Consider the following 26,756-nt stretch of genomic DNA (forward strand, 5'->3'; position numbering starts at 1 on the left):
CTTCCCCTCAGACGTTGAACCTGAACTCCACGACGTCGCCGTCGGTCATGACGTAGTCCTTGCCCTCCATGCGCACCTTGCCCACGGACTTGGCCGCGTTCATGCTGCCGGCCTCGACGAGGTCGTCGAACGAGACGATCTCGGCCTTGATGAAGCCGCGCTCGAAGTCGGTGTGGATCACGCCGGCGGCCTGCGGGGCGGTGGCGCCCTTCGGGATCGTCCAGGCCCGCGACTCCTTGGGCCCGGCCGTCAGGTAGGTCTGCAGGCCGAGCGTGTCGAAGCCGACGCGGGCGAGCGCGTCGAGCCCGGGCTCCTCGACGCCCATGTCGGCCAGCATCTCGGCGCGCATCTGCTCGGCGTCCTCGTCGTCGCCCAGCTCGACCAGCTCGGCCTCACCCTTGGCGTCGAGGAAGATCGCCTCGGACGGCGTGACCAGGGCCCGCATGCGGTCCTTGAGCTCGTCGTCGGCCAGCTCGTCGGCGTCGCAGTTGAAGACGTAGATGAAGCGCTTCGAGGTCATCAGGTGCAGGTCGCGCAGCAGGTCGAGGTCGAGCCCCGCCTTGAGCACGCCGGTGCCGGCCTCGAGCGACTCCTTGGCCTTCTGCGTCTCCTCGAGCACGGGCACGAGCGACTTGTCCTTGCGCGACTCCTTGTCGAGGCGCGGCAGGGCGTTGTCGACGGTCTGCAGATCGGCCAGCACGAGCTCGATCGAGATCGTCTCGATGTCGCTGCTGGGGTTGACCTCGCCGTCGACGTGCGTGACGTCCTCGTCGCGGAACACGCGGGTGACCTGGCAGATCGCGTCGGACTCGCGGATGTGGGACAGGAACTTGTTGCCCATGCCCTCACCCTCGGAGGCGCCGCGCACGATGCCGGCGATGTCGACGAACTGCACCGTGGCCGGGAGGATCTTTTCCGAGCCGAAGATCTGGGCGAGCTTGCCGAGCCGCTCGTCGGGCACCCCGACGACGCCGACGTTGGGCTCGATCGTGGCGAACGGGTAGTTCGCGGCGAGCACGTCGTTCTTGGTCAGGGCGTTGAAGAGCGTGGACTTGCCGGCGTTGGGCAGGCCGACGATGCCGATGGAGAGAGCCACGAGGAGCCAGCCTACTGGGCGTGCTGCGACCGGCCGAATCGCCGCCGGGTCAGGACGTGGCGAGACGGAACGCGCGCAGCGAGGAGTTGTACCAGTCGTCGCGGATGCCGAGGTCGGTCATGCCCAGGCGCCGGCACACGGCCTGCGACGCCTCGTTGGCCGGATCGGTGACGGCGTGCACCTCGCCGATGCCGCCGGCGGCTGCCCGCTCGACCAGCGCCCGAGCGGCCTCGGTCGCGTAGCCGCGCCCCTGGACCTCGGGGAACAGGTGCCACCCGATCTCGACGTCCTGCCGATCCGATCCCGAGCTGGGTGGCAGCGGCACGAGCAGGGCCACGCCCACGGGGTGGGTCTGCCCCTTCGGCACGATCGCCAGCATGGCCGTCGAGGGATGGGTGCCGGCACGTCCGGGCTGGTTGGCCAGGCCCTCGCGCACCTCCTCGCGGGCCCGGGGGCGGCGGGGGCCGCTCCAGCGCGCGACCTCGGGCCGCGACCACAGGTCGGCCAGCACGTCGAGGTCGTGCCGCGTGAACCGGCGCAGCACGAGCCGCTCGGTCTCGACGTGCGTGAGGTGCTCGGAGCGGAGCCGGAAGTGGTGGCCATCGCCGCCGTACCAGGGGTCGGGTCCGATGCCGAGGTCGTCGGCGCCGAGCCGGACGGCCACCGCGGCCGACGGCTCGTTGTGGGGGTACATGCCGATCACGAGCTCTTCGTGGCCCGCCACGAACGCCTGCGCGGCGAGGAGGCGCGCGGCCGCCGTGGCGTGTCCGCGACCGTGGGCGTCGGGGTGCAGGTGCCAGCCGAGCTCGTACTCACCCACGAAGCCGCCGTCGAGGCGCGAGCACCGCGACACGAGCACGCTGCCGACCACGCGGCCGGACGCCGCCTCCTCGATCGCACGCCGGGCGGCCAGCGGGTCGCCGGCCTCCTCGGCGAGGTAGCCGTCGATCCGTTCCCGCGCCTCGGCCTCACTGGCCATGAGCCGGAACGGCGGGTTGTCGAGCCACCTGACGACCTCGAGCCGGGAGTGGATCGCCAGCACGTCGGCCGCGTCGGCGTGCTCGAAAGGGCGGAGCCTGAAGCGGTCGGTCGTGACCTCGGGATACCAGCCCCGCTGCTCCTGGTCGGGCTCGTCCGTGGTCGACACGGCCCCAGTCTGCCTCTCGCGTCCGACGAACCGTCCGACCCGGGGCCTACGGTCGAGACATGGCTGGAATGGCAGCGCCCGCTGCCCTCGCGCAACGCGACCTCACCCTCGTGGGTGCGGCGTGCGGTGCGGTGCTCCTGATCGGGGCCGCCGCCCTGCTCGACCTCACCGACGGCCGCGTCGGCGTCGTCACCTCGATCGGCGTCGTGCTGGCGTCCCTCACGGTGCCGCTCGCCGTGGCCCCGCACCAGCTGTGGAACACCCTGTTCGCGCCACCGGTGCTCCTGATCGGCACCCTCGTGGTCGTCGCGATCGTGGCGCCGGGCGCCATCGCCCCCGAGGGCATGCCGGATTCCGCAGGCCCGGCCGGCCGGGTGCTCGCCGGCACCGTCGCCAGCGGCGTCACCCTCGCGCTCGCCGAGGTGCTGGCCCTGGCCGCCATCGGTCTGCGCCGCCTCGGCCTGCACTGAACCACCCGGCTGAGTGGTTTCGAGGCTCGCGCGCCAGAGCGCGCTCCCACCTCAACCAGCGGGGTTGGCGGACGTCCGCCCCTTGAGGTGTGAGCGAGGAACGAGCGAGCCTCGAAAGGGGTTCCTGCACCACCGGGTGACCTAACCGGTCTCCTCGTCGACGAAGCACCAGCGCCACGCCTCGCCCGGCTCGAAGCTGCGCATGACCGGGTGCCCGGTCTCCTCGAAGTGCCCCGTGGCGTGCTTGCCCTCCGACGAGTCGCAGCACCCCACGTGCCCGCACTGCATGCAGATCCGCAGGTGCACCCACGTCGCCCCGTCGCGCAGGCACTCCTCACACCCGGTGGGCGTCAGCGGCGCGGGCACCTCGCACGCCTCCCGCAGGTGCTCGCAGGCACCGGCCGGGTCGTACGTCGACCGCAGGTCGACCTCCCGGTCGACGGTCGACTCGTCCTCGGCCAGGCGGTCGAGAATCGACTCCTCCACGTCGAGGGCGTTGAGCACGCGCTGCAGCACCGACTGGTCGACGGTGCCTTCGCCCCGGATGCGGATGAGCTCCTGGCGCTCACGTGCGAGCGTGGCCGCGCGCGCCCGGCTGTACTGCGCCGCCGGGGTCTCGGCGCTGCCGAGCCGCTCCCAGATCGCGTTGGCACGGTCCTGGGCTCGGGTCCGCAGGCGTTCCAGCACGTCGTCCGAGACGGTGCCGGCGATCTCCTCGTCGAGGTAGCGCAAGCCGGCGTTCGCGGCTGCCTGGTGCACCGTCGCCTCGGTGAGGTGGTCCTCGTGCCGGTCGGGACCCTGCACCCCCAGCACCCGCACGAGCAAGGGCAGCGTCAGGCCCTGGAGCAGCAGGGTGCCCACTGTCACGACGAAGGCGATCATGACGAGCACCTCGCGCTGCGGGGTGTCCTCGGGCAGCAGGAACACCGCCGCCAGCGTGACCACGCCGCGCATGCCGGCCCAGCCGATCAGCAACGGCACGGTCCAGTGCGGCGCCGGGTCGGCCCGCCGCACCGCCGGGATGAGACGGGGCAGGTAGGTGGCCGGGAAGACCCACACCAGCCGCGTGCCGATCACGGCGGCCAGGATGACCAGGCTCACCACCGCCACGCGCCCGGCCGAGAGCTCGCTGTCGCCCACGTCAGCCACGATCGACTGCACCTGCAGGCCGATCAGCAGGAACGTCGTGTTCTCCAGCACGAACGAGATCGTCGCCCAGTTCATCCGCTCGAACAGGCGCGACGTGGCCGACTGGATGATCGGCGAGGTGTGACCGATCAGCAGTCCCGCCACCACCACAGCCAGCACGCCCGACGCATGCGCATCGGTCCCGGCCCAGTGGATCTCCTCGGCCGTCACGTAGGCCAGCCAGGGGGTCAGCAGCGAGAGGGAGACGTCGGTGAGGTCGTCGGTGATCCGCCGGCGCACCTGAATGACCACGAACGCCACGACCACGCCGATCAGCACGCCACCCAGCGCCGAGACCAGGAACTCGACGCCGATCTCGAACAGGCTCACCGAGCCCGCGATCGCCGCGATCGAGGTGCGCAGCAGCACGATCGCCGTGGCGTCGTTGACGAGGCTCTCGCCCTCGAGGATCGTGACGACGCGGCGCGGCAGACCGATGCGGCGGGCGACGGCGGTGGCGGCCACGGCGTCGGGCGGCGCCACGACCGCACCCAGCGCGAATCCCACGGCCAGGGGCACGTCGAGGAGCGCACTCGCCAGGAACCCGATGACCGTCGTCGTCACGATGACCAGCGCGATGCTCAGCAGCGCGATGGGACGACGATTCGCGCGGAAGTCGACGAGCGGCGTGCGGATCGCGGCCGCGTAGAGCAACGGCGGCAGCAGGCCGACGAGCACGATCTCCGGCGTCAGCTCCACGTCGGGGATGAACGGCACGTACGAGCCGGCGATACCGAACACGATCAGCACCAGCGGCGAGGCGACGGGCAGTCGGCCCGCGAGGGTCGAGACCGCCACGGCCAGGCTCACGGCGACGACGATGGTCAGGGCGGTGTCCACGAGAGACATCGTGACACCGACCCCATCACCCGCGGGAGATCAGCGGCGAATCGGGATCCTCAACCGATTCCGGAGGCCTCCGTGGCGAAGCGGTGAGATAGCGACCCCTCCCTCCGGCCGGCGGTGGATGAGTGACCTCAAGCCGGCCGCAAGAGGTTACTCACTCACCGCCCGGCGTGGGGAAAGGTCACTCACTCACCGCCACCCCGGGCGGGAGGTCACGGACTCACCGCCCGCCCGCCTGACAGGATCGGTCCCATGACCGTCATCAAGATCAACGCGATCACCGTTCCGCAGGACTCCGGCGACGAGCTCGCGCACCGCTTCGCCGCGCGTGCGGGTGCCGTCGACGACGCCGAGGGGTTCGAGGGCTTCGAGCTGCTCAAGCCGACCGACGAGCGCGACCAGTGGCTCGTGCTGAGCCGGTGGCGCGACGAGGAGAGCTTCCAGGCCTGGGTCGCCTCACCCGCCTTCGCGCACGGGCACCGCTCGGCTGCCGAGCGCAGCGGCGGCGAGGCCCCGAAGCCCGTGTCGACCCACAGCGAGATCTGGAGCTACGAGGTCGCCGGCGGCTCTGAGGGCTGAGCCCTCGGGGTCGGTCAGGCCTTGGTGGAGATGCCGGCCGACTTCATGTCGCGACGCAGCTCCGGCGGGAGCGCGAAGATGAGGCTCTCGTCGGCCGTGCGGATGGCACGGGCGTCGCCGATGCCCCGCTCGGCCAGGTAGCCGAGCACGTCCTGCACGAGGTCGTCGGGAACCGAGGCGCCCGACGTGACGCCCACGGTCGAGACGCCCTCGAGCCAGGCGTCGTCGATCTCGGAGATGTCGTCGATGCGGTACGACGCCGCGGCTCCGGCCTCGAGCGCGACCTCGACGAGGCGCACCGAGTTGGAGCTGTTGGCCGAGCCCACGACGATCACGAGGTCGGCGTCCTTGGCGATCTCCTTGACCGCGACCTGACGGTTCTGCGTGGCGTAGCAGATGTCGTCGGACGGCGGGTCCTCCAGCTGCGGGAACTTCTCACGCAGGCGGCGGACCGTCTCCATCGTCTCGTCGACGCTGAGCGTGGTCTGCGAGAGCCACGACAGGGCCGTGCCCTCGGGGAACTCGAGGGCATCGACGTCGTCGGGGTGCTCGACGAGGGTGATGTGGTCGGGTGCCTCACCGGCGGTGCCCTCGACCTCCTCGTGCCCCTCGTGGCCGATCAGCAGGATCTGCTTGCCCTCCTGCGCGAAGCGCCGGGCCTCGTGGTGCACCTTCGTGACGAGCGGGCACGTGGCGTCGATCGTCTTCAGGCTGCGGTCGGCGGCCTCGGCGTGCACCATCGGCGAGACGCCGTGGGCCGAGAAGACGACCGTGGCACCCTCGGGCACCTCGTCGAGCTCCTCGACGAAGATCGCGCCGCGGTCGGCGAGGTTGTTGACGACGTGCTTGTTGTGCACGATCTGCTTGCGCACGTAGACCGGTGCGCCGTAGAGGTCGAGGGCCTTCTCGACGGTGATGACCGCGCGATCGACGCCAGCGCAGTAGCCGCGCGGGTCCGCGAGGAGCACCTGGCCGCCGAGAGCGGGCATGCCGAGGGATACCGAAGAAGACATGTCACCATCCTAACGGCCCGGTGGCGAGCGGACCTCGTCGTCGGAGGCTCCCTCTAGGGTGGCCGCCATGGCCCTCGACACCAGCGCGGACTCCCCCGCCCCGCTGCGCACGATCTCGCAGGCCGTCGGCGAGTACATCGGCCGCCTCGGAGCGGTGTGGATCGAGGCCGAGGTGGCGCAGATGAACCGCCGTCCCGGCATGTGCTTCCTCACGCTGCGCGATCTCGAGGCCAAGGTGTCGATGGGCGCCAAGTGCCACGTGAGCGTGCTCGACGCCTGTGCCGCACCCGTCACGGCCGGTGCTCGCGTCATCGTGCACGCCAAGCCCACGTTCTACGGCCCCAACGGCAGCCTGTCGCTCGACGTCCGCGAGATCCGCCCCGCCGGTGAGGGCGAGCTGCTCGCCCAGCTCGAGCGCCGCAAGCAGCTGCTCGCCGCCGAGGGCCTGTTCGAGCCCCGCTGGAAGAAGACGCTCCCGGTGCTGCCCGGCGGCATCGGCCTGGTCACGGGGCGCGAGTCGGCCGCCGAGCGCGACGTCCTCGAGAACGTCCGGCTCCGCTGGGACGCCGCACCAGTCCGCGTCATCCACGCGCTGATGCAGGGTGCCGAGAGCGCTCGTGCCGTGATCGCCGCCGTCGCCGAGCTCGACGCCGACCCCACCATCGACGTCATCGTCGTGGCCCGCGGTGGCGGCTCGGTCGAGGACCTCCTGCCGTTCAGCGACGAGGCGCTGGTGCGGGCCGTGTTCGCCTGCACCACCCCGGTGGTCTCGGCCATCGGTCATGAGCCCGACACCCCGTTGCTCGACCTCGTCGCCGACCTGCGCGCCTCCACACCCACCGACGCCGCCAAGCGCATCGTCCCCGACGCCCGGCTCGAGCGCGAGGCCGTCGCCTCGATGCAGCAGCGAAGCCACCACGCCGTGCGCCAGATGCTCGAGCGCGAGAGACACGGTCTGGCGGCGATCCGCAGCCGGCCCGCGCTGGCGCGCCCCACCACGCTGGTCGACGCCCAGGCCGAGCTCGTGCTCACCGCGCGCGACCGCTCCCGCCGCGCCCTCGAGCAGCGGCTCGACCGCGCTCGCGACGAGGTCGGCCATCATCTGGCCCGGGTGCGCGGGTTGTCGCCGCTGGCCACCCTCCAGCGCGGCTACGCCGTCGCGCAGACCACCGAGGGGCACGTCGTCACGTCGGTGCACGACGTGCCCGAGCGGCTGCACGTGCGCCTCGCCGACGGGCACGTCTCCGTCGTGCGCACCTCCGTCCACCCCGACCCGCAGGAGAACGTCGATGACTGACCAGCCCGAGATCAGCTACGAGCAGGCCCGCGACGAGCTCATCGCCACGGTGCAGCGTCTCGAGACCGGTGGCACCACGCTCGAGGAGTCACTCGCCCTGTGGGAGCGCGGCGAGGAGCTGGCCCGCATCTGTCAGACCTGGCTCGACGGTGCTCGCGAGCGGCTCGCCGCGGCCAGCGGCACCGCGAGCGACGCCGAGACCGACTGAGTCAGCTGGTCGTCAGGCGACGCACGAAGTCCTCGACGTCCTCGAGTGGCGCCGTGCTGGTGGTCACCAGGGTCGTCACCTCGGGCGTCTCCTGCACCAACGTGACGGACTTGCCCGGACCGTCGAAGCGCTGCCACACGACGCCGTCGATGTCGAGCGTGCCCGCCTCCTCGGCGCCCTCGGCGTGGGTCTGGACGAGGTCGTCGACCGACTCCTTCTCCTGCTCCAGCCCGATGTACCGGTCCTCGTCGGTCAGCACGCCCAGGTGCCACGCCTGGGTGCCGGTCGGGGCGAACCTCACGCCGTTGACGCGCCAGTCGTCGGGCAGGTTGGCCGGGGCGAGCAGCCCGTAGGTCGCGACGTCGCGGGCGCTCTCGGCCGTGGCGGCGTACGGCACGCTGTCGCCGATCGGGTCCTCGGGGGTGTCGGTCTGCAGCAGCCCGAACACCCAGATGCCCAGCACGATGATCGAGAGCACGACGACGCTGCGGACGACGTCGCCCATCGACGGGTTGCCCCGTGACCGCTTCGGTGCCGGCTGACGCTCGCTCATGCCGTCACGCTCAGTCGGTCTGGCCGCTGCGACGCCAGCGGATGCCGGCCTCGATGAAGTCGTCGATCTCGCCGTCGAGCACGGCCTGCGTGTTGCCGCTCTCGTGCTCGGTGCGCAGGTCCTTGACCAGCTGGTACGGGTTCAGCACGTAGTTGCGCATCTGGTCGCCCCACGAGGCATTGGCGTCGCCGCGCAGCTCGTCGAGGTGAGCCCGCTCCTCCGCCTTCTTCAGGGCGAGGAGCTTGGCCTTCAGGATGACCATGGCGCTGGCCTTGTTCTGCAGCTGGCTCTTCTCGTTCTGGCAGCTCACCACGGTGCCCGTGGGCAGGTGGGTCAGGCGCACGGCCGAGTCGGTCGTGTTGACGCTCTGGCCGCCGGGCCCGCTCGAGCGGTAGACGTCGATGCGCACCTCCTCCTCGGGGAGGTCGATCTCGTCGGTCTGCTCCAGCACCGGCACGACCTCGACCGCGGCGAACGACGTCTGTCGGCGGCCCTGGTTGTCGAACGGCGAGATGCGCACGAGGCGGTGCGTGCCCGACTCGACCGAGAGCGTGCCGTAGGCGTACGGGGCGCGGACCGCGAACGTGGACGACTTGATGCCAGCGCCCTCGGCCCACGACGTGTCGTAGACCTCGACGGGGTACTTGTGGCGCTCGGCCCAGCGCGTGTACATGCGCTGCAGCATCTCGGTGAAGTCGGTGGCGTCGTCGCCGCCGGCGCCGGAGCGGATCGTGACGATCGCCTCTCGCTCGTCGTACTCGCCCGAGAGGAGCGTGCGGACCTCGAGGCTCTCGACCGCCGTCTGCAGGCGGCGGATCTCGTTCTCGGCCTCCGTCAGGGAGTCGGCGTCGCCCTCCTCGCGGGAGAGCTCCACCAGCACCTCGGCATCGTCGAGGCGCTGACGCAGGGACTCGACCCGCTCGACCTCGGCCTGGAGCACCGACAACCGGCCGGTCACCCGCTGCGCGTTGGCCTGGTCGTCCCAGAGGTCGGGGGCGCCGACCTGCTCCTGGAGCTCGTCCATCTCCATCCGGAGCTTGGGCAGGTCGAGGACCTTCTCGATCGACGTCATCGTCTGATCGAGTTCCTTGATGAGCTCGGAGAAATCAACGGCAGCCACGTGCTGAGGCTACCGCGTGGGGTCAGATGCTCTTGCGGCGGAACTCCGGCGACTGCGTGGGACCGTTCGCGCCGTGCGACTTCTCGCTGCCGTCGCGCTCGGCGCTCTCAGCCGTCGCGTGGTGCTTGTCCTTCTTCTTCTCCAGCGCCTCGCGGAACTTGGCCTTCATGTCGGACTTGGGGTCGTTCTGCGCTGATTCGGCCATGTCCGCACCCTAGACCCCCCCAGCAGGACAGAGCCCTGATCAGGACGGGGCCTTGCTCAGGACAGGGCCTCGGCCACGATCGCCATGGCGTCGGCGATCGCTGCGTCGACCGTGCCGGCGTCCTGCGCGTCGCGCGAGGTCAGGATCGCGACCACGATCGGCGCACCTCCCGGCGGCCAGACCACGGCGATGTCGTTGCGCGTGCCGTAGGACGCGGAACCGGTCTTGTCGGCGACCTCCCACCCGGCGGGCACGCCCGCACGGATGACGGCGTCACCGGTCGTGTTCCGGCGCATCAGATCGAGCAGGGTGTCGCGGGCGCCCTGGTCCGCCTCGCCGAGCGTGTAGTGCTCCAGCGTCGCGACCATGGCCCGGGGCGTGCTCGTGTCGCGATCGTCGCCGGGCACGGCCTCGTTGAGCTCGGGCTCGGTGCGTGAGGAGCTCGTCACGTCGTCGCCCGTGGCGCGCAGGGCCTCCTGGAGCCCGGGCGGGCCGCCGACCAGGCCCAGGAGCGGGTTGGCCGCCGCGTTGTCGCTGAATCGCACCGCGCCGTCGGCGAGCTCGCCGACCGTCATGGTGGTGCGCCCCTGCGCCAAGGCGTCCTTGACCGTCGGCGCGTACTCCTCCAGGTCGTCCGTCGAGATCGGCACCTCCTGCTCCAGGACCCTCGTCGACTCCTGCTCGAGCAGCGCACCCACGAGGAACGCCTTGATGGTCGAGGCGAAGGCGAAGCGCTCGTCGGGCCGGTGCTCGACGCTGTCGCCCGATCCGGTGTCGAGCGCGCAGACCCCGAGTCGCACGTCGTGGGTCTGCTCGACCGCCACAAGGTCGTCGGAGCGGTCGATCACCGAGCCGGCGGACGTCTCGTTCGTCGCGGGCCGCGGTTCCGGCGATTCCTCCCCGCCGCTGCACCCCGACGCCGCGATCAGCAGCACCAGCACCGTCGACACCACCCCGAGCCCCCGCATGGCACCACTCCACCACAACCAGGGACGCTCCCGGCGACGCCGCACGACCCCCACGGCTCGCGGGATGGGTGCGTGATGCACCAAGATGGTGGCCCAGGAGCGGGAACATTCCTCGCGATGGGCCTCTCTGACGTTCGAACCGTCCCCGAGCCGAAGGCGCGCCCATGTCATCCCAGGTCCCCGGCCCTCCGCCGTCCGAGCCCAGCCCGCAGGGCGCTCCGCTCCCCCCGGCTCCCGGCCAGAGCCCGCCGGCTCCGCAGTACGGAGCGCCCGCGCCCCAGTACGGCGGTGGTGGCCACGGCGGTCCCGGCGGATTCCCGCAGCAGCCCGCTCCGGGCGGTGGCGGCGGCGGAAGGACCGGACTCATCATCGCGATCGTGGCGGCCGTCGTGCTGCTGGTCGCGGGCGCGGCCACGGCCCTGATCATCCTGCTCACCGGCGGCGATGACGAGGGCGACGACACCGACGACGACACCTCGCAGAACGACGACGAGGCCTACGTGACGACGGTCGAGGACTACTTCGCCGCCTACGACGACGGCGACTGCGACACGATCCTGGACCTCTACCCTGACCAGTTCGACGACGTCGAGGAGTGCGAGGACGAGTACCCGTACACCGATCCGGACGATGTCGAGATCGAGATCAGCTCGCTCGAGGCCACCGACGTCGACGACGACGCCGACCCGACCGAGGCCACCGTCGAGGTCTCGTTCACCGAGTTCGACCTCGAAGATGACGACGAGGACGACTACACCGTCGAGTTCACGCTCGAGAAGGACGGCGACGACTGGATCATCACCGAGTACGACTCGGTCTGATCGCGGCGCGACGACCCTTAACCCCACACCCCGAACAGAAGGAACGGCGTCACCACCATGAGCAACGATCCCAGCATCCCGCCCCCGCCCGGCGCGAACACCCCTCCCGGCCAGCCGCTTCCGGGCCAGCCGACTCCGCCACCGGGCCAGGCCACGCCGCCACCGCCCGGCGGCTACCCGCCGGCCGGCTTCCCGCCGCAGGGCAACGCGACGCCTCCCGGAGGCGGCGGAGGCAAGAAGACGGGTCTGATCATCGGTGCGATCGTCCTGGCCCTGCTGCTCATCGGCGGCGCCATCACGACGGTCCTGCTGCTGACCGGGGGCGACGACGACGATCCGGATCCGAAGCCGACGAACACGACCTCGGAGGACCCGGACGACGAGCCCACCGACGATCCCGACGACGACGAGGTCGACCTCGACGACGGCCCGTGGGTCGACACGGTCGAGGACTTCACGACCTCCTACTACGACGGCGACTGCGCCACGCTCCTCGAGCTGGCCCCCGACAACTGGCCCGACGAGGCCGCCTGCCTCGCCGAGATCATGCCGGGCACGTTCGAGCTGCTGGACTACGACATCGAGACGACCGATCTCGATGACGAGCAGGATCCGACCGAGGCCACGGTCGACATCGACTACACCATCGAGCAGATCTCGACCGGTCAGACGCAGTCCTACGTGACGACGTTCACGATCGAGGACGTCGACGGCGACTGGGTCGTCACGAACTTCCAGACGGACTGATCGACCTTCGCCGGACCGAGCTCACCCGGGCTCGGTCCGGCGAAGTTGTCCGGACGCCTCAGCCACGATCGTGGTGGCCGAGGTCAGGCCTGGTGGGGCGAGCGGCAGCGTGATGTCACGCTCCAGACGCACCGTCACGGTGTCGCCGTCGAGTCGCACCGCGACCACACGGACCCCGGTTGAGCCGGCCACGTGCTCGGCCACCCGGGCACGGGCCGCGTCAGGGTCGATGACCGTCACCCCCGCGGTGTAGAACGCGTCGAGGTCGAGCGCGTCCGCCGCCGCCACCACTGCCCCGTCGGCGAGGCCGTTGAGCCGCTGACGTTCGAGGAACGCATCCGACGCGTTGACCACGACGACCGCCAACAGGCCGACCACCGCGAAGAACCCGATGGTCACGAGCGTGATCTGGCCGCGGTCAGACCTGGTTCGTCGCGCACTCATCGCCGACCCTCGCGGAACGTTCCGTAGGCATGAGTGTGCGTGGCGTCGACCGAGATGACGCCGAGGTCGTCGCCCAGCACGGTCGGCAGCAGCGGCAGCGGTTGGTCGACCGCCACCACGACTCGCACGCTCGAGCCGGGCAGCAGACAGTCGGCCGGGGTGGGCAGGCAGACGACGTCGATCACAGCCCCGGTGACGCCGTGGTCGGCCAGCGCCACCCGCGCGGCCTGGTCGGCGCGCACCTGGGCCGTGGCGACGTCAGGCGCCCGCACGAACGCGCGCCCCGCCGCCTGGCTCGCGGACGACACCGCGAAGGCTGCCCGTTGTGCCTCGAACACCGACAACAGCACGTAGACGAGCGGCACGAGCAGCAGGACCGTCAGCCAGACGAACTCGACCGTCGCCGCACCGCGCTCGCGGCGGCGACGGGAGCTCACGGTGCGACCTCGCTGACCGCGTGACCGGTGACCTCCACCGTCATGCCAGGACCCAGAAGACCGAGCGCCGGCACCTCGCTCACGACGGTGACCTCCACCCCGGGCGACCCGGCCACGGTCGTGGGTGCCACCGCGATCGAGCGGACGAAGCGTTCGCCGATGCCCGCCTCCACCTGCGTCCGTGTCCGTTGCTCCCCCGCACCCGGTGGCGCGTCGAGCGCGGCCTGGGCGCGGGCGCCCTCGGCCGCTGCCGCCGTCGTGACGTTGCGTACGTGCATCACCAGGGCCACCTGCATGATGCCGAGCACCAGGGGGATGACGACCAGCATGACCAGCACGAAGTCGACGACGGCGGCACCCGAGTCGTCGCACCTGCCGCGCTGCTGCTCAGCCACCGACTGAGGCGAGCGCCTGCTCGAGGATGCGCGCCAGCTCGGGGCCGGCGATGGCCGTCAGCAGTGCCACGATCCCGGCACTCATGACCGTGATCATGACCCAGCCCGGTACGTCGCCGGCGTCGTCGTGGCGACGTCGGCGGACGAAGTGGTGCACGACGGTGCGAGGCCGGACGATGGGGTGTCTGGTCATGGTGTTCCTCTCAGTTTCCGGACGTGAGCTGCAGGCCGACCACGCCGGGATAGAACGCGAACACCACCGTGACCGGAAGGATCGCGAAGACCACCGGGACCATCATCAGGACCTCGCGGCGCCCGCCGGACTCGATCAAGGAGCGACGCGCGGACTCACGTGCGTCGGCCGCCTGGGCGTGCAGGACGTCGACCAGTGGGGTGCCGCGCTCGACGGCACCGGCCAGTGCCTCGGCGAACCGGGAGATGCTGCCGACCCCGGTGCGAGAGGCCAGGGCGTCGAACGCCTCGGCGACCGTGCCGCCGGCGTGGACGTCGGCCATGACCCGGCGCAGCTCATCGGCAAGCTCGCCGTGGGCGAGGGCCGAGACGCGCTGCACCGCGACGGTCGGGCTCTCGCCGGCGGCAACGGCCAGCGCCAGGAGATCGGCGATGGTGGGGAACTCCTGCTCCATCGCGCGCTCACGCTCCACGACGCGACGCGTCAGGTCGCGATCACACCACCAGGCGGCGGCCAGTGCGCCCACCCAGCAGAAGACGAGGAGCGCCACTGGCGCAGTCGGGCGACGCGCGGCGACGAGGAGGCTGATCGCGATGCAGATGCCCGAGGCCGCGCCGACCCACCGGAGCTGACGGAGCCGGAAGTCCTCGACGCGCACCGCGGACCCGAGGCGGTCCAGACGCCGTCGGACGTCGTCGTCGCCTCCGATCGCCGTGACGACGGCCGTGCCGATCGCTCGCAGGCGGTCCGGGAACGACACCGACACGGAGTCGTCGGCCGGGATCGGCGACACGTCACGGACGTAGGGCGCGACTCGGTCGAGCAGCGCCGGACGGCGGGTGCCCGCCCACCCGGCGCCGAGCAGCACCACCCCGAGGGCGAACGCCCCGGCCATCGCTCCGCCCGTCGCTGGCGTGATCACGCGAACACCCGCCGCTCGCTCGGCAGTCGGCCGATCCGCATCATCAACCGGTACGCCACGACGCACACCACGGCCCCGCCGACGACGATCAGCCCACCGGTCGGCGTGGAGTAGCGGTCGACGACGTCGGATCGCCCCGCCATGCTCAGCAGGACCAGCCACGGCGCAGCCACCGCGAGCCGCGCTCCGTTGACGGTCCACGACTGCCGCGACTCCAGCTCGCCACGGGTGCGAAGGTCGTCGCGGAGGAAGCCGGAGAGCGAGCGCAGGACCCGGCCGAGGTCCCGGCCGCCCACGTGACGGGTCAAACGCAGCGCCTCGACGACCCGGTCGCCGGTGGGATCGGCCAGGCGCGACTTCAACCGGTCGAGAGCGTCGTCGAACCGGCCCGACGAGGCGTGGTCTCGTCCGAACTGCGCGAAGTACGGCCGCAGCTGCTCCGGGCCGCGCCGACCGAGGGCCGCCACGGCCTCGGGCAGGGACATGCCCGCCCGCACGCCGGCGGCGAGGTGGTCGACGACATCGGGCCACGCGGCCCTCCGCTCCCGCAGCAGCCGTTCGCGTCGGCCACGCCGGACGGCGCCCGGCAGCACCGAGGCGAGCTGGCCCACACCGAGCCCGATCGTGGGTGAACCAGTCAGCCCAGCCGTGACGACCCAGGCGCCGGCGGCGCACCCCGCACCGGATCCGATGCTGCGCCACGCCACCGGAGACCGTCGGGCCGAGACTCGGCGAAAGCGTCCCGGATTCGGCGTGGACCACCACGAGACGATCAGCGTGAGCCCGAGGCCGACCACCAACCCGATCAGAACCCCCACGAGCCACCTCCGAGCAGGGAGTCGAGGTCAAGCCCGGCGCGCTCGAAGGCGTCGCGGCGGGCGGGCCGCCCCACGGCCCGAACGAGGTCGCCGGAGCGTCGTTCGAAGACCGGTTCGCTCTCGACGCTGCCGGACTCGACCCGGCCCGTGACGGCGACGACCTCCTGCACGGCGCGACGGCCGGAGGAGTCCATCGCGGTGTGGACCACGAGATCGACCGTGCTGGCGACGGTCGGCACCACGAACCCCGCACCGATGTTCTCACCGGCGAGCAGCGGGAGGGTGCTGAGCTTCATCAGCGCCTGGCGCGCGGAGTTCGCATGGATCGATGCCAGTCCCGGCAGCCCGGAGTTCAGCGCCAGGAGGAGGTCGAGGCACTCCGCCGCCCGCACCTCGCCGATGATGAGGCGACTCGGGCGCATGCGCAGCGACTCCTTCACCAGCGCGCGGAGGTCGATCTCGCCGTTGCCCTCGAGCCCGGGTGGACGACACTGGAGCTGGACCCAGTCGGGGTGGGTGATCTGCAGCTCGTAGACCTCCTCGGCCGAGACGACACGTTCGTGTCCCGGGATCGCCCCAGCAAGGCAGTTGAGCAGCGTGGTCTTGCCGGCCTGGGTGGCGCCGGAGACGACGATGTTGAGGCCAGCCACCACGCTGCCGCGCAGGAACCGGGCCGTCGCGGTGTCGAGGGTGCCGAGGTCGACGAGTGCCTCGAGGTCGTGGGCCCGGGCGACGAACTTGCGAATGTTGACCGCGGTGAAGCCATTCGAGATCCCGTCGAGCACGACGTGGAGGCGATGTCCGCCGGGGAGGTTGGCATCGACGAAGGGCTGGCTCACGTCGAGGCGCCGGCCCGTGGTCGACAGCATCCGCTCGACCAGCTCGCGCACCCCGTCGGCCGTGAGGATGATGCTCGTCAGCTCGTGCCGACCGCCGCGGGCCACGAACACCCGGTCCGGCGCGTTGATCCAGATCTCCTAGGGCGTTGCTACCGGCTCCGTTCACGCCACGTCGGAGGTCGTCCACCCTCGCGCCAGATCACGAGTCGGAGATCAGCGAGAAGCGCAGTAGTGGCCGCAGCGTGCGCTGCAACAGCATCGCGCGCGATGTGCTTCTTGTGAAGGAGAGCATCGGTGATCGTCACGAGCGTCCGGTTGGCGCGTGACATCGCTTCGTCGATGCGTTGGGCTTCCTCGAGCGTGAGCCACTTCTGCCCGGGGAAGTCTGGAGCAGGTTCGGCCACGTAGGGCTCGTCCGCGTTAAGCCGACCCTCGCGGCGTCGCGCCCGCATTCGACCCGTCCAACGTTTGCGCATGGCTCTGTGGAAGATGCATCGCGGTGAACGACCTTCGGCCGGGCGACTGGTCGCGTCGGGGAACAGCGAGCAATCAACACACTCGCGGTAGTCCTGCTCATCGTTACTCACGCTGTTTACGCCTGCAGGCAGATCGCTCAGCACTCGCTGTAATCACGGCACGATCCTATGTATCCCTACCGTCAACCGTCTGCCGTGTGCACTGCATTAACGCTGATTAACGCAGTTTTGGTCCCTGCGGCGTGTCGACTGGACTCGTCCGGCGGTCGGACGGGAACGTCCGGTCATGTCGAGCCGCCACCACAAACACGTCTACGGACTGCGCGGGCTTCGAGCCCTTCTGAGAGACGGACGGTTTGTGGTGGTCGCTGGGTATGGCGAACGACCCCGTGAGATGCCGCACCTTGAGTGCTCTGCCCTAGACCGATGCGCCAACCCAACAGGCTCGGAACCCACAGGAAGGAGAGGTCCTTGACCTCACCGGCCAGCACTGCGTTAGCAGTCCCGAGCCGCCGTCACGAAACCGCTTCAGATCTCCCGCACCGTGAGTGCTTCGTTGAGAGCGCGGGTCGTGTCGGTCGCTGGAGGCTGCTGAAACGGCCATGTGAGATGTCGTGCCCTGAGCACTGATTGACGTAGGTCGCCGCCAGTGGCCTCCACCCTTCCACCGGCGACTCCACACCCGCTGAACCACCCACAGAACGGAGATACACCCATGCCCGCATACGTCGGAATCGACTGGAGTGAGTCCTACCAAGACTGGGCTGCTGTCGACCACGAAGGCACCAAGATCGAGGGAGGACGGTTCCTCGAGACACCGGACGGCTTCGATGACTTCGAGGCCCGCATCAGGGCTCTCGCTGACCCCGAGACCGGCACCCTGCCCACGATCGCGATCGAGACCGAGAAGGGCCTGACGGTCGCCAACCTGCGTCGTCGGGGCTACGCCGTCTACGCGATCAACCCGCTCAAGGTCTCGAACTACCGCACGCGCAAGGCAACGAGCCGCGGCAAGAGCGACAAGGGCGACGCGATGATGATCGCCAACATCGTCCGGACAGACCCCGACGACCACCGTGCGCTGCCGAACATCACGCCGAGCGGTCACGCGATGACCGTGCTGTCCCGCGCCCATCAGGACGAGATCTGGCGTGTCACGTCGATCGCGGCCGAGATGCGCAGCGTGCTGCGTACCTACTACCCGACCGCCCTCGAGGTCTATCCCACCAAGACCCTCGTCAGCGACGAAGCGCGCACCGTCCTCCGGGCCCTGCCCACTCCGACGGCTGCGGCCGCGAAGCGCGCCGCCGGGTGGAAAACTCTGCTCCGCGACTCAGGTCGGGTGAAGTACATCGACCGAGACGCCGCCCGCCGCATCGAGTCATTCCGGGCGCCGACCCTGCGGGTCGACCCCGTCGAGGAGGCCGCGCTCGGCGCCCGACTGCAGGCCCTCATCACCACGCTCGACGGCGCCGTCACCGCGCAGCGCACCATCGAGGAGCAGATGATGAACGCCGTCCGCCAGCACCACTACTACCCGCTGCTGCAGCCGATCGTCGGCATCGGGGACACCATCGCCGCCCGACTCCTCGGCGAGATCGGCGACGACCCCTACCGGTTCGACAACAAGAACTCGATCCGTTCCTACGCGGGGACGGCGCCCATCACTCGAGCGTCCGGGAAGTCCATGGTCGTCAACCGGCGCCGCGTGAAGAACAACAGGCTCAACAACGCGATGTACATGTGGGCCTTCAGCGCCGCCCGCTTCTCTCCCGGCGCAAAGATGCACTACGGCGTTCGCCGGGAGCAGGGCGAGCGCCACGCGGCCGCTCTGCGCAACCTCGGGAACCGACTCATCGGCTGCCTCTGGCACTGCATGACCACCGGCGAGGTCTGGGACGAGCACCGCGTCTGGGGCCACCGCTACACCCTGCCGCCCGCCATGCCCCTCACCGTCGACCTCGACAGCGAGGAGATGCGTCTCGAGACCACTCTCGAGGGCTTCGACGCGGCCATGGAGGCCGCCGCCGAGACCGCGTGACCCGACACGACGCGAAGGACCCCAGCACGAGCAATCGTGCTGGGGTCCTGTTCGCTGAACCACCACTGCCGCAGCGTCCAATGAGTACTCGAGGCACAAGCCCTCGGTGTCTCCACAACACCTCGGGAACCTCCTCGCGGAGGCGGACACTTCAAGCGGTCAAGCGGAGTCGGAATGAGTCTAGTCCCAGCCCTTGCCGGTCACAATCAACACGGACGGTCAGCCTGCCGTCAGAGTGCGGTGGCTACGTGAGATGTCTCGACCGACGGGTCATCGACCAACGGCTGCAGCACCCCGAGCCCGGCGACGTCGGCGACCAGTCGAGCGACCTCGACGTCGGTCTCGTCGAGCGTGCGCACCGCCCCGGTCAGGCTGGCCCGCTCGTGATCGGCCACGACGTCCTGGGCCGCCTGCCGCACCGCGGCCGGATCGGCACGCGGGTCGATCCGGCGCTCCCGCACCAGCTCACGGACGCGCGTCGTCAAGGTCGTTGCAGGATCCACCCCAGATCCCTTTCCTCGGAAAGTCGTGCCGACGAGACTGGCCCGACCCCCGCAAACCCTGCAACCACCCGAGACGGGGGCTGTGGACAACGAGGTCAGGGTAGGTCACCGGACCGAGTTTTCGAGGCTCGCGCCGTGGGCGGCACTCACACCTCAACCGGAGGTGGGGTCTCGATCAGACTCTCGCCCGGCTGATGACGAATCGGTGGACTCCGAGTCCCGCCCACCAGGCCGCGATCGCCACCCATCCCCAGCCCACGTACGCCTCACCGTCAGAGATCGACCACACGCCGAGTCCCGCGAACGCAGCCCCGAACAAGAACGCCCCCACCACTGAATCACCGAAGCGAGCATCTTCCGTTGGTCCGCGTGACCCAGACACTCCGCCGTCCGGGTGATCCGGGCGCCAGGACTTGTAGATCCAGTACACCGCCGCCATCCCGGTCACGGCAGCCCAGAACCCATACAGCCAGAAGATGTCCCCCGCAATGACCTGCATCCCGACCAACAGGAAGGTGAGGACCGCGTAGCCCCATGCCCTGGACCGCGACGACGGGCCTCCGCGTCGCAGATAGTCCTCGAACACCCTTGGCTCCTGTTCGTTCCGTCCTGACAGAAATGTAGGACGAACGTGTCAGTTCCGCACCAGCGCCGAAGCCACGTGCTTAGGCTCTCGCCCGTGCAGTTCCTTGCCCACGTAGCCATCGGCGCTGCGATCGCCCTGCTCGCACCGTGGCTCGAGCGCACGTACCGGGCCCGCTACGGCAGTGACGATGGCGACGGGGAGACGAAGTTCCTGGTCGGCGCCGGAGTCTGGTACCTGATCTTCGAGCGATAGAGCGCGTGCGGCGCCACGGGAACACCGACGTCGACTGCTCCGCCGCTCGAGGTCGACGACGAAGGGGTGTCTCGAAAGGGCTCCCTCAGCCCATCACCCGACCGAGGTTTCGAGGCTTGCGCCGCAGGCGGCGTTCGCACCTCAACCACCGGTGGTGCAGGAGCGCCGCGGGCGGCCTCCCCCGCTCGACCAGCGGGGACGGTCAGGCGTCGAGGGCGTCGTCGACGGTGTCGAAGACCTGGGGGGTGTAGTCCTCGGACGGGGTGTCGTCACCGGGCTCGCTGACGTCGACGTCGGGGTCGGGCAGGAGTCCGTCGGGGTCGACGAGTCGCACCTCGTGCCCGTCGATACGCAGGCGACGGATGCCCTCCAGCAGCATGCGCCGTGCGACGTCGTGCACCCGGTGCACGCGGTGCAGGTCGATCACCACCACGCCGTCATCCTCCGGCTCGGCCTCCAGGCCGCGCAGCACGCGCTCGGCCTCGATGAAACGCAGGTCGCCCGCCACCTCGTGCACCGAGGGCGCGTCGTCGGCCTGGGCCTTGGGCACCCGCACGACCGACCGGGCCGACTCCGGTGCCTCCATGAGGTGGAGGCCCATGTCGGCCGAGAGCTTCTCGAACGTCCGCACGCCCCGGCTGCTGTTGCCGTGCTCGTCGAGCCGCGGCGAGAACACCGCGATGCCGACCTGCCCGGGCAGCACGCCGATGAGCCCGCCGGCCACGCCACTCTTGGCCGGGATACCCACCGTGGTGAGCCAGTCGCCCGCCGCGTCGTACATGCCGCAGGTCGCCATGACGCTGAGCACCTGGCGGGTCACGCCGGGCTCGAGCACGCGAGTGCCGTCGGGCGCCACGCCGTTGGCGGCGAGCACCGACGCCATGCGCGCGAGGTCCTCGACCGTCACCGAGACCGAGCACTGGCGGATGTAGCCGCGCACCACGTCGGCCGGGTCGTCGGTCAGGGTCCCCACCGTCTTGAGCATGTACGCGATCGCCATGTTGCGGTCGGAGGTCGAGAGCTCGGACTCGAACACCTGCTCGTCGACCGACAGGTCGCGGCCGGCCAGGCGCGAGTACAGGTCGACGATGCGCTCCGAGCGCTTGTCGGCGTCGTCGCCCGCCACCAGGGCGTGGGCCGCGATGGCACCGGCGTTGATCATGGGGTTGCGCGGCCGTCCGGTCGACGGCTCGAGCGAGATCTCGTTGAACGCGTCACCCGACGGCTCGACGTCGATCCGCTCCAGCACTCCCGCGAGGCCCTGGTCGTGGATCGCCATGGCATAGGTGAACGGCTTGGAGATCGACTGGATCGTGAACTCCACGTCGGCGTCACCGGCGCTGTACACCTGACCGTCGAGCGTCGCGATCGCCACCGCGAAGCGGTCGGGGTCGGCGCCCGCCAGCTCGGGGATGTAGTCGGCGACCGCCCCGTCGTCCTCGCCGCAGATCTCGAGCAGCTCGGCCAGGTAGTCGTTCATGGGCGCCTTCATGCCCCGATGCTGTCACGGGCTTCGGCAAGGATGACCCCATGAGGTCCGATCTCGCGCCCTGGCGCCTGGGTCCGCAGCTGCTGGCCGCCGACCCTCCGGGTCGCCCACGGCCCGACACCCCCGCCGGACCTTCGGGTCGCCCACGGCCCGACACCCCCGCCGGTGTCGTACGGCACTTCGGCGCCGTCCAGTCGCAGGAGCACCTCTGGGCCCCGTGGGCGGTGGGTCGCCGGTGCGGAGCCACGTTCACCGAGGTGCTCGACGGGCTCTGGCCGGCCGGAGTCGTCCGCACGCACGTCCTGCGCACCACGTGGCACTACGTGCACACGGCCGACCTGCCGTACGCCATCGCCGCCACCTCCGACCGCGTGATGCGCCAGGTCCTCGCCACCATGCGGCGGGCCGGCCTCGACGAGGCTCGACTCCTCGCAGCCAGCGAGGTCGTCACCCAGGCGGTGCGCGAGAGGCCCGGTTGCACGCGTGATCACATCGCCGAACGCCTCCGGGAGGCCGGGTACGAGGAAAAGTCCAGCCGGCTCGCTCACGTCGTGATGACCGCTGAGCTGCGGGGCGAGATCGGGGGCGAGCGTCGCCCCGGTCAGCACGAGTACTACCCGCTCGAGCTCGCCCCGCTCCCCTCCTTCGACGACTCCCTCGCCTGGCTCGCCCGCACCTACGCGCGCGGTCACGGACCGTTCACGGCCCACGACCTCGCCTGGTGGTCGAGCCTCACGGTCTGCCAGGCACGCACCGCGATCGAGCTGGCCGACCTCCGGCCCGCCACGGTGGCCGGTCAGGACCTCTGGTCGCTCGGCGAGCCCGTCCTCGTCGACGTGCCGCCGGTGCTGCTGCTGCCCAACTTCGACGAGGTCATCTCCCACGTCCGCGACGCGACGGTCAGGGCCGACGTCGGCCCCGGCTACGACGAGGCCATGTTCGCCACCGGGCTGCTGTTCCTCGACGGGCGCCTCTGCGGCCACTGGCGTCGCACCGTCACGGGCGACCAGGTCGCGGTCGAGACCACCGCGAACCGTGATCTGACCACGTCGGAGCGTCGTCATCTGACCGCCGAGATCGACCGCTTCCGCGCGTTCGTGACGGGCTGAACCAGGCGCCGCGCGACCTCGACCGCAGGCCGCCGACACCGTCTACTCGTGGGTAGTTCCCACACGGTCGGGCCGGCGCGCGCGAATGTCGTCACGACACTGTGAACCCGGGAGTTCGGCCGAGGTCCGGCGCGTTAGGGTGAGCACACATCCCCTGTGTTCACCGCGCTATTCGGAAGAGGCGATCTGGGCCGTGGCCGAGTCCTCCACCACTGACAACTCCAACTCCCCCCAGCCTGACTTCGGGCCCAATCAGTGGCTCGTGGAGGAGATGTTCGAGCGCTACCAGGCCGACCCGAAGTCCGTCGACGGCGAGTGGGCCGACTTCTTCGCGAAGGGCGGCACGCCCGACGGCGGATCCGCCGCGACCGCCACGAACGGCGCCACCCCGGCCAAGACCCCCGCGAAGGCCGCTGCGGCCACCGCGAGCGCGAACCAGTCCACGGCCGCCACCGCGCCGAAGGCCGAGCCCACGGTCGTCACGCCCACCAGCACCACGCCGGCCGTCTCCAACGGCACGGTGCCCGACGGATCCAGCAAGTCCCCCGTCGCCAAGGCCTCGCCCACCGTGGTGAAGTCCACCACCGCCGCCACCGGTGTCGCGCCCGCCACCACGCCGCCCACCGACCCCGGCGAGGTCGAGAAGGTCGTGCTGCGGGGCGCCGCCGCCCGTACCGCCCAGAACATGGACGCCAGCCTCGCGGTGCCCACCGCGACCTCGGTCCGCTCCGTGCCGGTCAAGCTGCTCTTCGACAACCGCACGGTCATGAACAACCACCTCGCCCGCGCCCGCGGCGGCAAGGTCTCGTTCACGCACATCATCGGCTACGCCGTGGTCCGCGCCGTCGCCTCGCTGCCGGAGATGAACACCGGCTACGAGACCAACGACAAGGGCAAGCCGGTCCAGCTCAAGCCCGAGCACGTCAACTTCGGCCTCGCGATCGACCTCCAGAAGCCCGACGGCAGCCGCCAGCTGCTCGTGCCGAGCATCAAGGCCGCCGAGACGATGAGCTTCGCGCAGTTCTGGCAGGCCTACGAGGTCATGGTCAAGAAGGCCCGCGACGGCAAGCTCGAGGTCTCCGACTTCCAGGGCACCACGGTCTCGCTCACCAACCCCGGTGGCATTGGCACCAACCACTCCGTACCGCGTCTGATGGCCGGCCAGGGCGTCATCGTCGGTGTCGGCTCGATGGAGTACCCGCCGGAGTTCCAGGGCGCGTCCGAGCACACGCTCGCGCAGATGGCGATCAGCAAGATGATGACGCTGACCTCCACCTACGACCACCGCGTGATCCAGGGCGCCCAGTCGGGTGAGTTCCTCAAGCGCGTCCACCAGCTGCTGATCGGCGGCGAGGGCTTCTACGACGAGATCTTCCGCGCGCTGCGCATCCCCTACGAGCCCATCCGCTGGGCCCAGGACATCGCCGTCAGCCACGACGACGACATCGACCGCCAGGCCCGCGTGCTCGAGCTCATCCACGCGTTCCGCGTCCGTGGTCACCTCATGGCCGACACGAACCCGCTGGAGTACAAGCAGCGCAGCCACCCCGACCTCGACACCGCGTCGCACGGCCTGACGCTGTGGGACCTCGACCGCGAGTTCCCCACCGGTCCGTCGTTCGGCGGCGAGCGCCGCTACATGAAGCTGCGCGAGATCCTCGGCATCCTGCGCGACTCGTACTCGCGGACGATCGGCACCGAGTACATGTACATCGAGGACCCGGCGGAGCGTCGCTGGTTCCAGGAGCGCCTCGAGCGCGGCTACACCAAGCCGCCGCGCGAGGAGCAGCTCCGCATCCTGGCCAAGCTCAACGAGGCCGAGGCCTTCGAGACGTTCCTGCAGACCAAGTTCGTCGGTCAGAAGCGCTTCAGCCTCGAGGGCGGCGAGACCACGATCCCGCTGCTCGACGAGATCTGTGAGGAGGCCGCCGGCGACGGCCTCGAGGAGGTCTGCATCGGCATGGCCCACCGCGGCCGCCTCAACGTGCTGGTCAACATCGCTGGCAAGAGCCCCGGCGCGGTCTTCCGCGAGTTCGAGGGCAACATCGACCCACGCACCGTGCAGGGCTCCGGCGACGTCAAGTACCACCTGGGCGTCGAGGGCGAGTTCACCTCTGAGCACGGCGACACGATCAAGGTCTCGGTCGCGGCCAACCCGTCGCACCTCGAGGTCGTCGACCCGGTGCTCGAGGGCATCACCCGCGCCAAGCAGGACGTCCTGAACCGCGGCGAGGAGTTCCCGGTGCTGCCGGTCCTCGTGCACGGCGATGCCGCGTTCGCCGGTCAGGGGGTCGTGGCCGAGACGCTCAACCTCTCGCAGCTGCGTGGCTACCGCACCGGTGGCACGATCCACGTCATCGTGAACAACCAGGTCGGGTTCACCACGAGCCCGTCCTCGTCGCGCTCCTCCACGTACTGCACCGACGTCGCCCGCATGATCCAGGCGCCGGTCTTCCACGTCAACGGCGACGATCCCGAGGCCTGCATCCGCATCGCGGCGCTCGCCTACGAGTACCGCAAGACGTTCCACAAGGACGTCATCATCGACCTCATCTGCTACCGCCGTCGCGGCCACAACGAGGGCGACGACCCGTCGTTCACCCAGCCGCTGATGTACGACACGATCGAGAAGAAGAAGTCGGTGCGCAAGCTGTACACCGAGGCCCTCGTCGGTCGTGGCGACATCACCATGGGCGAGGCCGAGGCGGCACTGGCCGACTACCAGGCCCGACTCGAGCGCAACTTCAAGGACGTCAAGGACGCCGAGCACTCCGACCTCGACTACACGCGCACGCCGGACTACCCGGAGAAGCCCGAGCTGCCCGGCGCGCTGCAGACAGCGATCACGCCCGAGGTGCTCAAGGCGATCGCGGACTCGTACACCAACGTCCCGGAGGGCTTCACGGTCCACCCGAAGGTCCTCCCGCAGCTGCAGCGTCGCGCCGCGTCGATCACGGCCGGCCCGATCGACTGGGGCACGGGCGAGATCCTCGCGATGGGCTCGCTGCTGCTCGACGGCCGTCCGGTCCGCATGGCTGGTCAGGACTCGCGTCGAGGCACCTTCTCGTCGCGCTTCGCCACGATCATCGATCGCCAGAACGCCGACGAGTGGACCCCGCTGTCCAACATCGCCGAGGACCAGGCGCCGTTCTTCATCTACGACTCCCTGCTGAGCGAGTACGCCGCGCTGGGCTTCGAGTACGGCTACTCGGTCGCTCGACCCGAGGCACTCACGATCTGGGAGGCCCAGTTCGGCGACTTCATCAACGGCGCCCAGTCCGTCATCGACGAGTACCTGTCGTCGGGCGAGACGAAGTGGGGCCAGAAGTCCGGCGTCGTGCTGCTCCTGCCGCACGGCTACGAGGGCCAGGGCCCCGACCACTCGTCGGCCCGCATCGAGCGCTTCCTGGCGCTCGCGGCGAATGACGAGATCACGATCGCCCAGCCGTCGTCGCCCGCGTCGTACTTCCACCTGCTGCGCAAGCACACGCTGGAGGCCGAGCACCGTCCGCTGGTCGTGCTCTCGCCGAAGTCGATGCTCCGCAGCAAGGCCGCGGCGTCGCAGCCCGACGAGTTCACGAGCGGCACGTTCCGCCCGGTGATCGGCGACGACAAGATCGATCCCGAGCAGGTCGAGCGCGTGCTGCTCGTCACCGGCAAGCTGACGTGGGAGCTCCTGGCCGAGCGCGAGAAGCGCGAGGACACCCGCACCGCGATCGTGCGGGTCGAGCAGCTCTACCCGCGTCCCGCCGCCGAGCTGGCCGCCGAGCTCAGTCGCTTCCCGAAGCTCAACGAGGTTCGCTGGGTCCAGGACGAGCCCGAGAACCAGGGCGCCTGGCCGCACGTCAAGCACCACTTCACGGGCGCCTTCGACGGCGCACCGCTGAAGGGCGTCACGCGGCCCGAGTCCTCCACGACGGCCGTGGGCTCGCACCCGCGCCACGTCGCCGAGGCGCGCGAGCTGCTGGACCGCGCGTTCGCCTGAGCCGACGGA

General features: G+C 70.3%; 28 protein-coding genes. 10 read left to right on the top strand and 18 right to left on the bottom strand.

Features of this window, described 5'->3' with window-relative positions:
- Positions 1–7: 7 nt before the first annotated feature.
- Together ychF and V6S66_RS10535 are read right to left on the bottom strand one after the other, a co-directional pair.
- On the bottom strand, positions 8–1,096 hold the full coding sequence (ychF, locus tag V6S66_RS10530) for a redox-regulated ATPase YchF (protein ID WP_334206693.1): 1,089 nt from the start codon (positions 1,094–1,096) through the stop codon (positions 8–10).
- Positions 1,097–1,145: 49 nt separating this feature from the next.
- Positions 1,146–2,243 (bottom strand): GNAT family N-acetyltransferase, encoded by a 1,098-nt coding sequence (locus V6S66_RS10535; protein ID WP_334206694.1) that lies wholly within the window; start codon positions 2,241–2,243, stop codon positions 1,146–1,148.
- A 59-nt stretch (positions 2,244–2,302) separates the two neighbouring features.
- Here V6S66_RS10535 and V6S66_RS10540 point away from each other — a divergent pair, with 59 nt between their 5' ends.
- Positions 2,303–2,713, top strand: a complete 411-nt coding sequence (locus V6S66_RS10540; protein ID WP_334206695.1) for a hypothetical protein — start codon at positions 2,303–2,305, stop codon at positions 2,711–2,713.
- 141 nt (positions 2,714–2,854) lie between these two features.
- On the opposite strand, the gene V6S66_RS10545 is transcribed toward V6S66_RS10540, so the two are convergent.
- A complete protein-coding gene (locus V6S66_RS10545; protein WP_334206696.1) occupies positions 2,855–4,750 on the bottom strand; it encodes a Na+/H+ antiporter in 1,896 nt (631 codons plus the stop codon).
- A 249-nt stretch (positions 4,751–4,999) separates the two neighbouring features.
- Here V6S66_RS10545 and V6S66_RS10550 point away from each other — a divergent pair, with 249 nt between their 5' ends.
- The gene (locus tag V6S66_RS10550; RefSeq protein ID WP_334206697.1) at positions 5,000–5,326 is read left to right on the top strand and encodes an antibiotic biosynthesis monooxygenase family protein; all 327 of its coding nucleotides are present in this window, start codon (positions 5,000–5,002) and stop codon (positions 5,324–5,326) included.
- A gap of 14 nt (positions 5,327–5,340) precedes the next feature.
- On the opposite strand, the gene V6S66_RS10555 is transcribed toward V6S66_RS10550, so the two are convergent.
- On the bottom strand, positions 5,341–6,339 hold the full coding sequence (locus V6S66_RS10555) for a 4-hydroxy-3-methylbut-2-enyl diphosphate reductase (protein ID WP_334206698.1): 999 nt from the start codon (positions 6,337–6,339) through the stop codon (positions 5,341–5,343).
- 67 nt (positions 6,340–6,406) lie between these two features.
- Here V6S66_RS10555 and xseA point away from each other — a divergent pair, with 67 nt between their 5' ends.
- Both xseA and V6S66_RS10565 read left to right on the top strand, forming a co-directional pair.
- A complete protein-coding gene (gene xseA, locus V6S66_RS10560) occupies positions 6,407–7,636 on the top strand; it encodes an exodeoxyribonuclease VII large subunit (protein WP_334206699.1) in 1,230 nt (409 codons plus the stop codon).
- On the top strand, positions 7,629–7,844 hold the full coding sequence (locus V6S66_RS10565) for an exodeoxyribonuclease VII small subunit (protein WP_334206700.1): 216 nt from the start codon (positions 7,629–7,631) through the stop codon (positions 7,842–7,844). Before xseA ends, V6S66_RS10565 begins: the two co-directional genes overlap by 8 nt.
- A 1-nt stretch (position 7,845) precedes the next feature.
- Here V6S66_RS10565 and V6S66_RS10570 read toward each other — a convergent pair whose 3' ends face one another.
- From V6S66_RS10570 to bla, 4 genes are read right to left on the bottom strand one after another with little or no spacing between them, the layout of a single operon-like run.
- The gene (locus V6S66_RS10570; protein ID WP_334206701.1) at positions 7,846–8,397 is read right to left on the bottom strand and encodes a DUF4245 domain-containing protein; all 552 of its coding nucleotides are present in this window, start codon (positions 8,395–8,397) and stop codon (positions 7,846–7,848) included.
- 10 nt (positions 8,398–8,407) lie between these two features.
- Complete coding sequence (prfB, locus tag V6S66_RS10575; protein ID WP_334206702.1) at positions 8,408–9,517, bottom strand: peptide chain release factor 2; 1,110 nt, start codon at positions 9,515–9,517, stop codon at positions 8,408–8,410.
- A gap of 22 nt (positions 9,518–9,539) precedes the next feature.
- A complete protein-coding gene (locus V6S66_RS10580; protein WP_334206703.1) occupies positions 9,540–9,722 on the bottom strand; it encodes a DUF5302 domain-containing protein in 183 nt (60 codons plus the stop codon).
- Between the two features lie 56 nt (positions 9,723–9,778).
- Positions 9,779–10,690, bottom strand: coding sequence for a class A beta-lactamase (gene bla / locus V6S66_RS10585; RefSeq protein ID WP_334206704.1), 912 nt, complete (start codon positions 10,688–10,690; stop codon positions 9,779–9,781).
- 164 nt (positions 10,691–10,854) lie between these two features.
- Here bla and V6S66_RS10590 point away from each other — a divergent pair, with 164 nt between their 5' ends.
- Both V6S66_RS10590 and V6S66_RS10595 read left to right on the top strand, forming a co-directional pair.
- Positions 10,855–11,511: a hypothetical protein gene (locus tag V6S66_RS10590; RefSeq protein ID WP_334206705.1), complete on the top strand. Its 657-nt coding sequence runs from the start codon at positions 10,855–10,857 to the stop codon at positions 11,509–11,511.
- Between the two features lie 57 nt (positions 11,512–11,568).
- Positions 11,569–12,258 (top strand): hypothetical protein, encoded by a 690-nt coding sequence (locus V6S66_RS10595; RefSeq protein ID WP_334206706.1) that lies wholly within the window; start codon positions 11,569–11,571, stop codon positions 12,256–12,258.
- Positions 12,259–12,279: 21 nt separating this feature from the next.
- Here V6S66_RS10595 and V6S66_RS10600 read toward each other — a convergent pair whose 3' ends face one another.
- From V6S66_RS10600 to V6S66_RS10630, 7 genes are all read right to left on the bottom strand, one after another.
- Complete coding sequence (locus tag V6S66_RS10600) at positions 12,280–12,702, bottom strand: pilus assembly protein TadG-related protein (protein ID WP_334206707.1); 423 nt, start codon at positions 12,700–12,702, stop codon at positions 12,280–12,282.
- Complete coding sequence (locus V6S66_RS10605; RefSeq protein WP_334206708.1) at positions 12,699–13,139, bottom strand: hypothetical protein; 441 nt, start codon at positions 13,137–13,139, stop codon at positions 12,699–12,701. The genes V6S66_RS10600 and V6S66_RS10605 overlap by 4 nt, the downstream gene beginning before the upstream one ends.
- Positions 13,136–13,534, bottom strand: a complete 399-nt coding sequence (locus V6S66_RS10610) for a TadE family protein (RefSeq protein WP_334206709.1) — start codon at positions 13,532–13,534, stop codon at positions 13,136–13,138. Before V6S66_RS10610 ends, V6S66_RS10605 begins: the two co-directional genes overlap by 4 nt.
- A complete protein-coding gene (locus tag V6S66_RS10615; protein WP_334206710.1) occupies positions 13,527–13,727 on the bottom strand; it encodes a hypothetical protein in 201 nt (66 codons plus the stop codon). The genes V6S66_RS10610 and V6S66_RS10615 overlap by 8 nt, the downstream gene beginning before the upstream one ends.
- A 10-nt stretch (positions 13,728–13,737) precedes the next feature.
- Complete coding sequence (locus V6S66_RS10620) at positions 13,738–14,649, bottom strand: type II secretion system F family protein (RefSeq protein WP_334206711.1); 912 nt, start codon at positions 14,647–14,649, stop codon at positions 13,738–13,740.
- Complete coding sequence (locus V6S66_RS10625; RefSeq protein ID WP_334206712.1) at positions 14,646–15,356, bottom strand: type II secretion system F family protein; 711 nt, start codon at positions 15,354–15,356, stop codon at positions 14,646–14,648. The genes V6S66_RS10620 and V6S66_RS10625 overlap by 4 nt, the downstream gene beginning before the upstream one ends.
- 98 nt (positions 15,357–15,454) lie before the next feature.
- Positions 15,455–16,441, bottom strand: a complete 987-nt coding sequence (locus V6S66_RS10630) for a CpaF family protein (RefSeq protein ID WP_334207255.1) — start codon at positions 16,439–16,441, stop codon at positions 15,455–15,457.
- Between the two features lie 1,056 nt (positions 16,442–17,497).
- Between V6S66_RS10630 and V6S66_RS10635 the strand changes: the two genes are divergently transcribed.
- Positions 17,498–18,823: an IS110 family transposase gene (locus V6S66_RS10635; RefSeq protein WP_334206713.1), complete on the top strand. Its 1,326-nt coding sequence runs from the start codon at positions 17,498–17,500 to the stop codon at positions 18,821–18,823.
- 230 nt (positions 18,824–19,053) lie between these two features.
- Here the strand turns inward: V6S66_RS10635 and V6S66_RS10640 are convergent, their stop codons facing one another.
- Together V6S66_RS10640 and V6S66_RS10645 are read right to left on the bottom strand one after the other, a co-directional pair.
- Entirely contained in the window at positions 19,054–19,326 is a 273-nt protein-coding gene (locus V6S66_RS10640; protein WP_334206714.1) for a hypothetical protein, read from the bottom strand.
- A gap of 175 nt (positions 19,327–19,501) precedes the next feature.
- Complete coding sequence (locus tag V6S66_RS10645; protein ID WP_334206715.1) at positions 19,502–19,912, bottom strand: hypothetical protein; 411 nt, start codon at positions 19,910–19,912, stop codon at positions 19,502–19,504.
- A gap of 93 nt (positions 19,913–20,005) precedes the next feature.
- Between V6S66_RS10645 and V6S66_RS10650 the strand changes: the two genes are divergently transcribed.
- Positions 20,006–20,164 (top strand): hypothetical protein, encoded by a 159-nt coding sequence (locus V6S66_RS10650; RefSeq protein WP_334206716.1) that lies wholly within the window; start codon positions 20,006–20,008, stop codon positions 20,162–20,164.
- A gap of 202 nt (positions 20,165–20,366) precedes the next feature.
- On the opposite strand, the gene V6S66_RS10655 is transcribed toward V6S66_RS10650, so the two are convergent.
- Positions 20,367–21,656: a glutaminase gene (locus V6S66_RS10655; RefSeq protein WP_334206717.1), complete on the bottom strand. Its 1,290-nt coding sequence runs from the start codon at positions 21,654–21,656 to the stop codon at positions 20,367–20,369.
- A gap of 38 nt (positions 21,657–21,694) precedes the next feature.
- On the opposite strand from V6S66_RS10655, the gene V6S66_RS10660 reads away from it, so the two are divergent.
- Positions 21,695–22,762 carry a DNA glycosylase AlkZ-like family protein gene (locus V6S66_RS10660; RefSeq protein ID WP_334206718.1) on the top strand — a complete coding sequence of 356 codons (1,068 nt, stop codon included), beginning with the start codon at positions 21,695–21,697 and terminating at the stop codon, positions 22,760–22,762.
- A 193-nt stretch (positions 22,763–22,955) separates the two neighbouring features.
- Complete coding sequence (locus tag V6S66_RS10665; RefSeq protein ID WP_334206719.1) at positions 22,956–26,747, top strand: multifunctional oxoglutarate decarboxylase/oxoglutarate dehydrogenase thiamine pyrophosphate-binding subunit/dihydrolipoyllysine-residue succinyltransferase subunit; 3,792 nt, start codon at positions 22,956–22,958, stop codon at positions 26,745–26,747.
- The last annotated feature ends 9 nt before the right edge of the window (positions 26,748–26,756 follow it).

The organism is Aeromicrobium sp. Sec7.5 (genome assembly GCF_036867135.1).
Taxonomy (GTDB): Bacteria; Actinomycetota; Actinomycetes; order Propionibacteriales; family Nocardioidaceae; genus Aeromicrobium.

Excerpts from the sequence above, each read along its gene's own strand:
- V6S66_RS10540 (WP_334206695.1), top strand. The coding sequence starts at position 2,303 with ATGGCTGGAATGGCAGCGCCCGCTGCCCTCGCGCAACGCGACCTCACC.
- V6S66_RS10545 (WP_334206696.1), bottom strand. The coding sequence starts at position 4,750 with ATGTCTCTCGTGGACACCGCCCTGACCATCGTCGTCGCCGTGAGCCTG.
- V6S66_RS10550 (WP_334206697.1), top strand. The coding sequence starts at position 5,000 with ATGACCGTCATCAAGATCAACGCGATCACCGTTCCGCAGGACTCCGGC.
- V6S66_RS10555 (WP_334206698.1), bottom strand. The coding sequence starts at position 6,339 with ATGTCTTCTTCGGTATCCCTCGGCATGCCCGCTCTCGGCGGCCAGGTG.
- xseA (WP_334206699.1), top strand. The coding sequence starts at position 6,407 with ATGGCCCTCGACACCAGCGCGGACTCCCCCGCCCCGCTGCGCACGATC.
- V6S66_RS10565 (WP_334206700.1), top strand. The coding sequence starts at position 7,629 with ATGACTGACCAGCCCGAGATCAGCTACGAGCAGGCCCGCGACGAGCTC.
- V6S66_RS10570 (WP_334206701.1), bottom strand. The coding sequence starts at position 8,397 with ATGAGCGAGCGTCAGCCGGCACCGAAGCGGTCACGGGGCAACCCGTCG.
- V6S66_RS10580 (WP_334206703.1), bottom strand. The coding sequence starts at position 9,722 with ATGGCCGAATCAGCGCAGAACGACCCCAAGTCCGACATGAAGGCCAAG.
- bla (WP_334206704.1), bottom strand. The coding sequence starts at position 10,690 with ATGCGGGGGCTCGGGGTGGTGTCGACGGTGCTGGTGCTGCTGATCGCG.
- V6S66_RS10590 (WP_334206705.1), top strand. The coding sequence starts at position 10,855 with ATGTCATCCCAGGTCCCCGGCCCTCCGCCGTCCGAGCCCAGCCCGCAG.
- V6S66_RS10595 (WP_334206706.1), top strand. The coding sequence starts at position 11,569 with ATGAGCAACGATCCCAGCATCCCGCCCCCGCCCGGCGCGAACACCCCT.
- V6S66_RS10600 (WP_334206707.1), bottom strand. The coding sequence starts at position 12,702 with ATGAGTGCGCGACGAACCAGGTCTGACCGCGGCCAGATCACGCTCGTG.
- V6S66_RS10615 (WP_334206710.1), bottom strand. The coding sequence starts at position 13,727 with ATGACCAGACACCCCATCGTCCGGCCTCGCACCGTCGTGCACCACTTC.
- V6S66_RS10635 (WP_334206713.1), top strand. The coding sequence starts at position 17,498 with ATGCCCGCATACGTCGGAATCGACTGGAGTGAGTCCTACCAAGACTGG.
- V6S66_RS10655 (WP_334206717.1), bottom strand. The coding sequence starts at position 21,656 with ATGAAGGCGCCCATGAACGACTACCTGGCCGAGCTGCTCGAGATCTGC.
- V6S66_RS10660 (WP_334206718.1), top strand. The coding sequence starts at position 21,695 with ATGAGGTCCGATCTCGCGCCCTGGCGCCTGGGTCCGCAGCTGCTGGCC.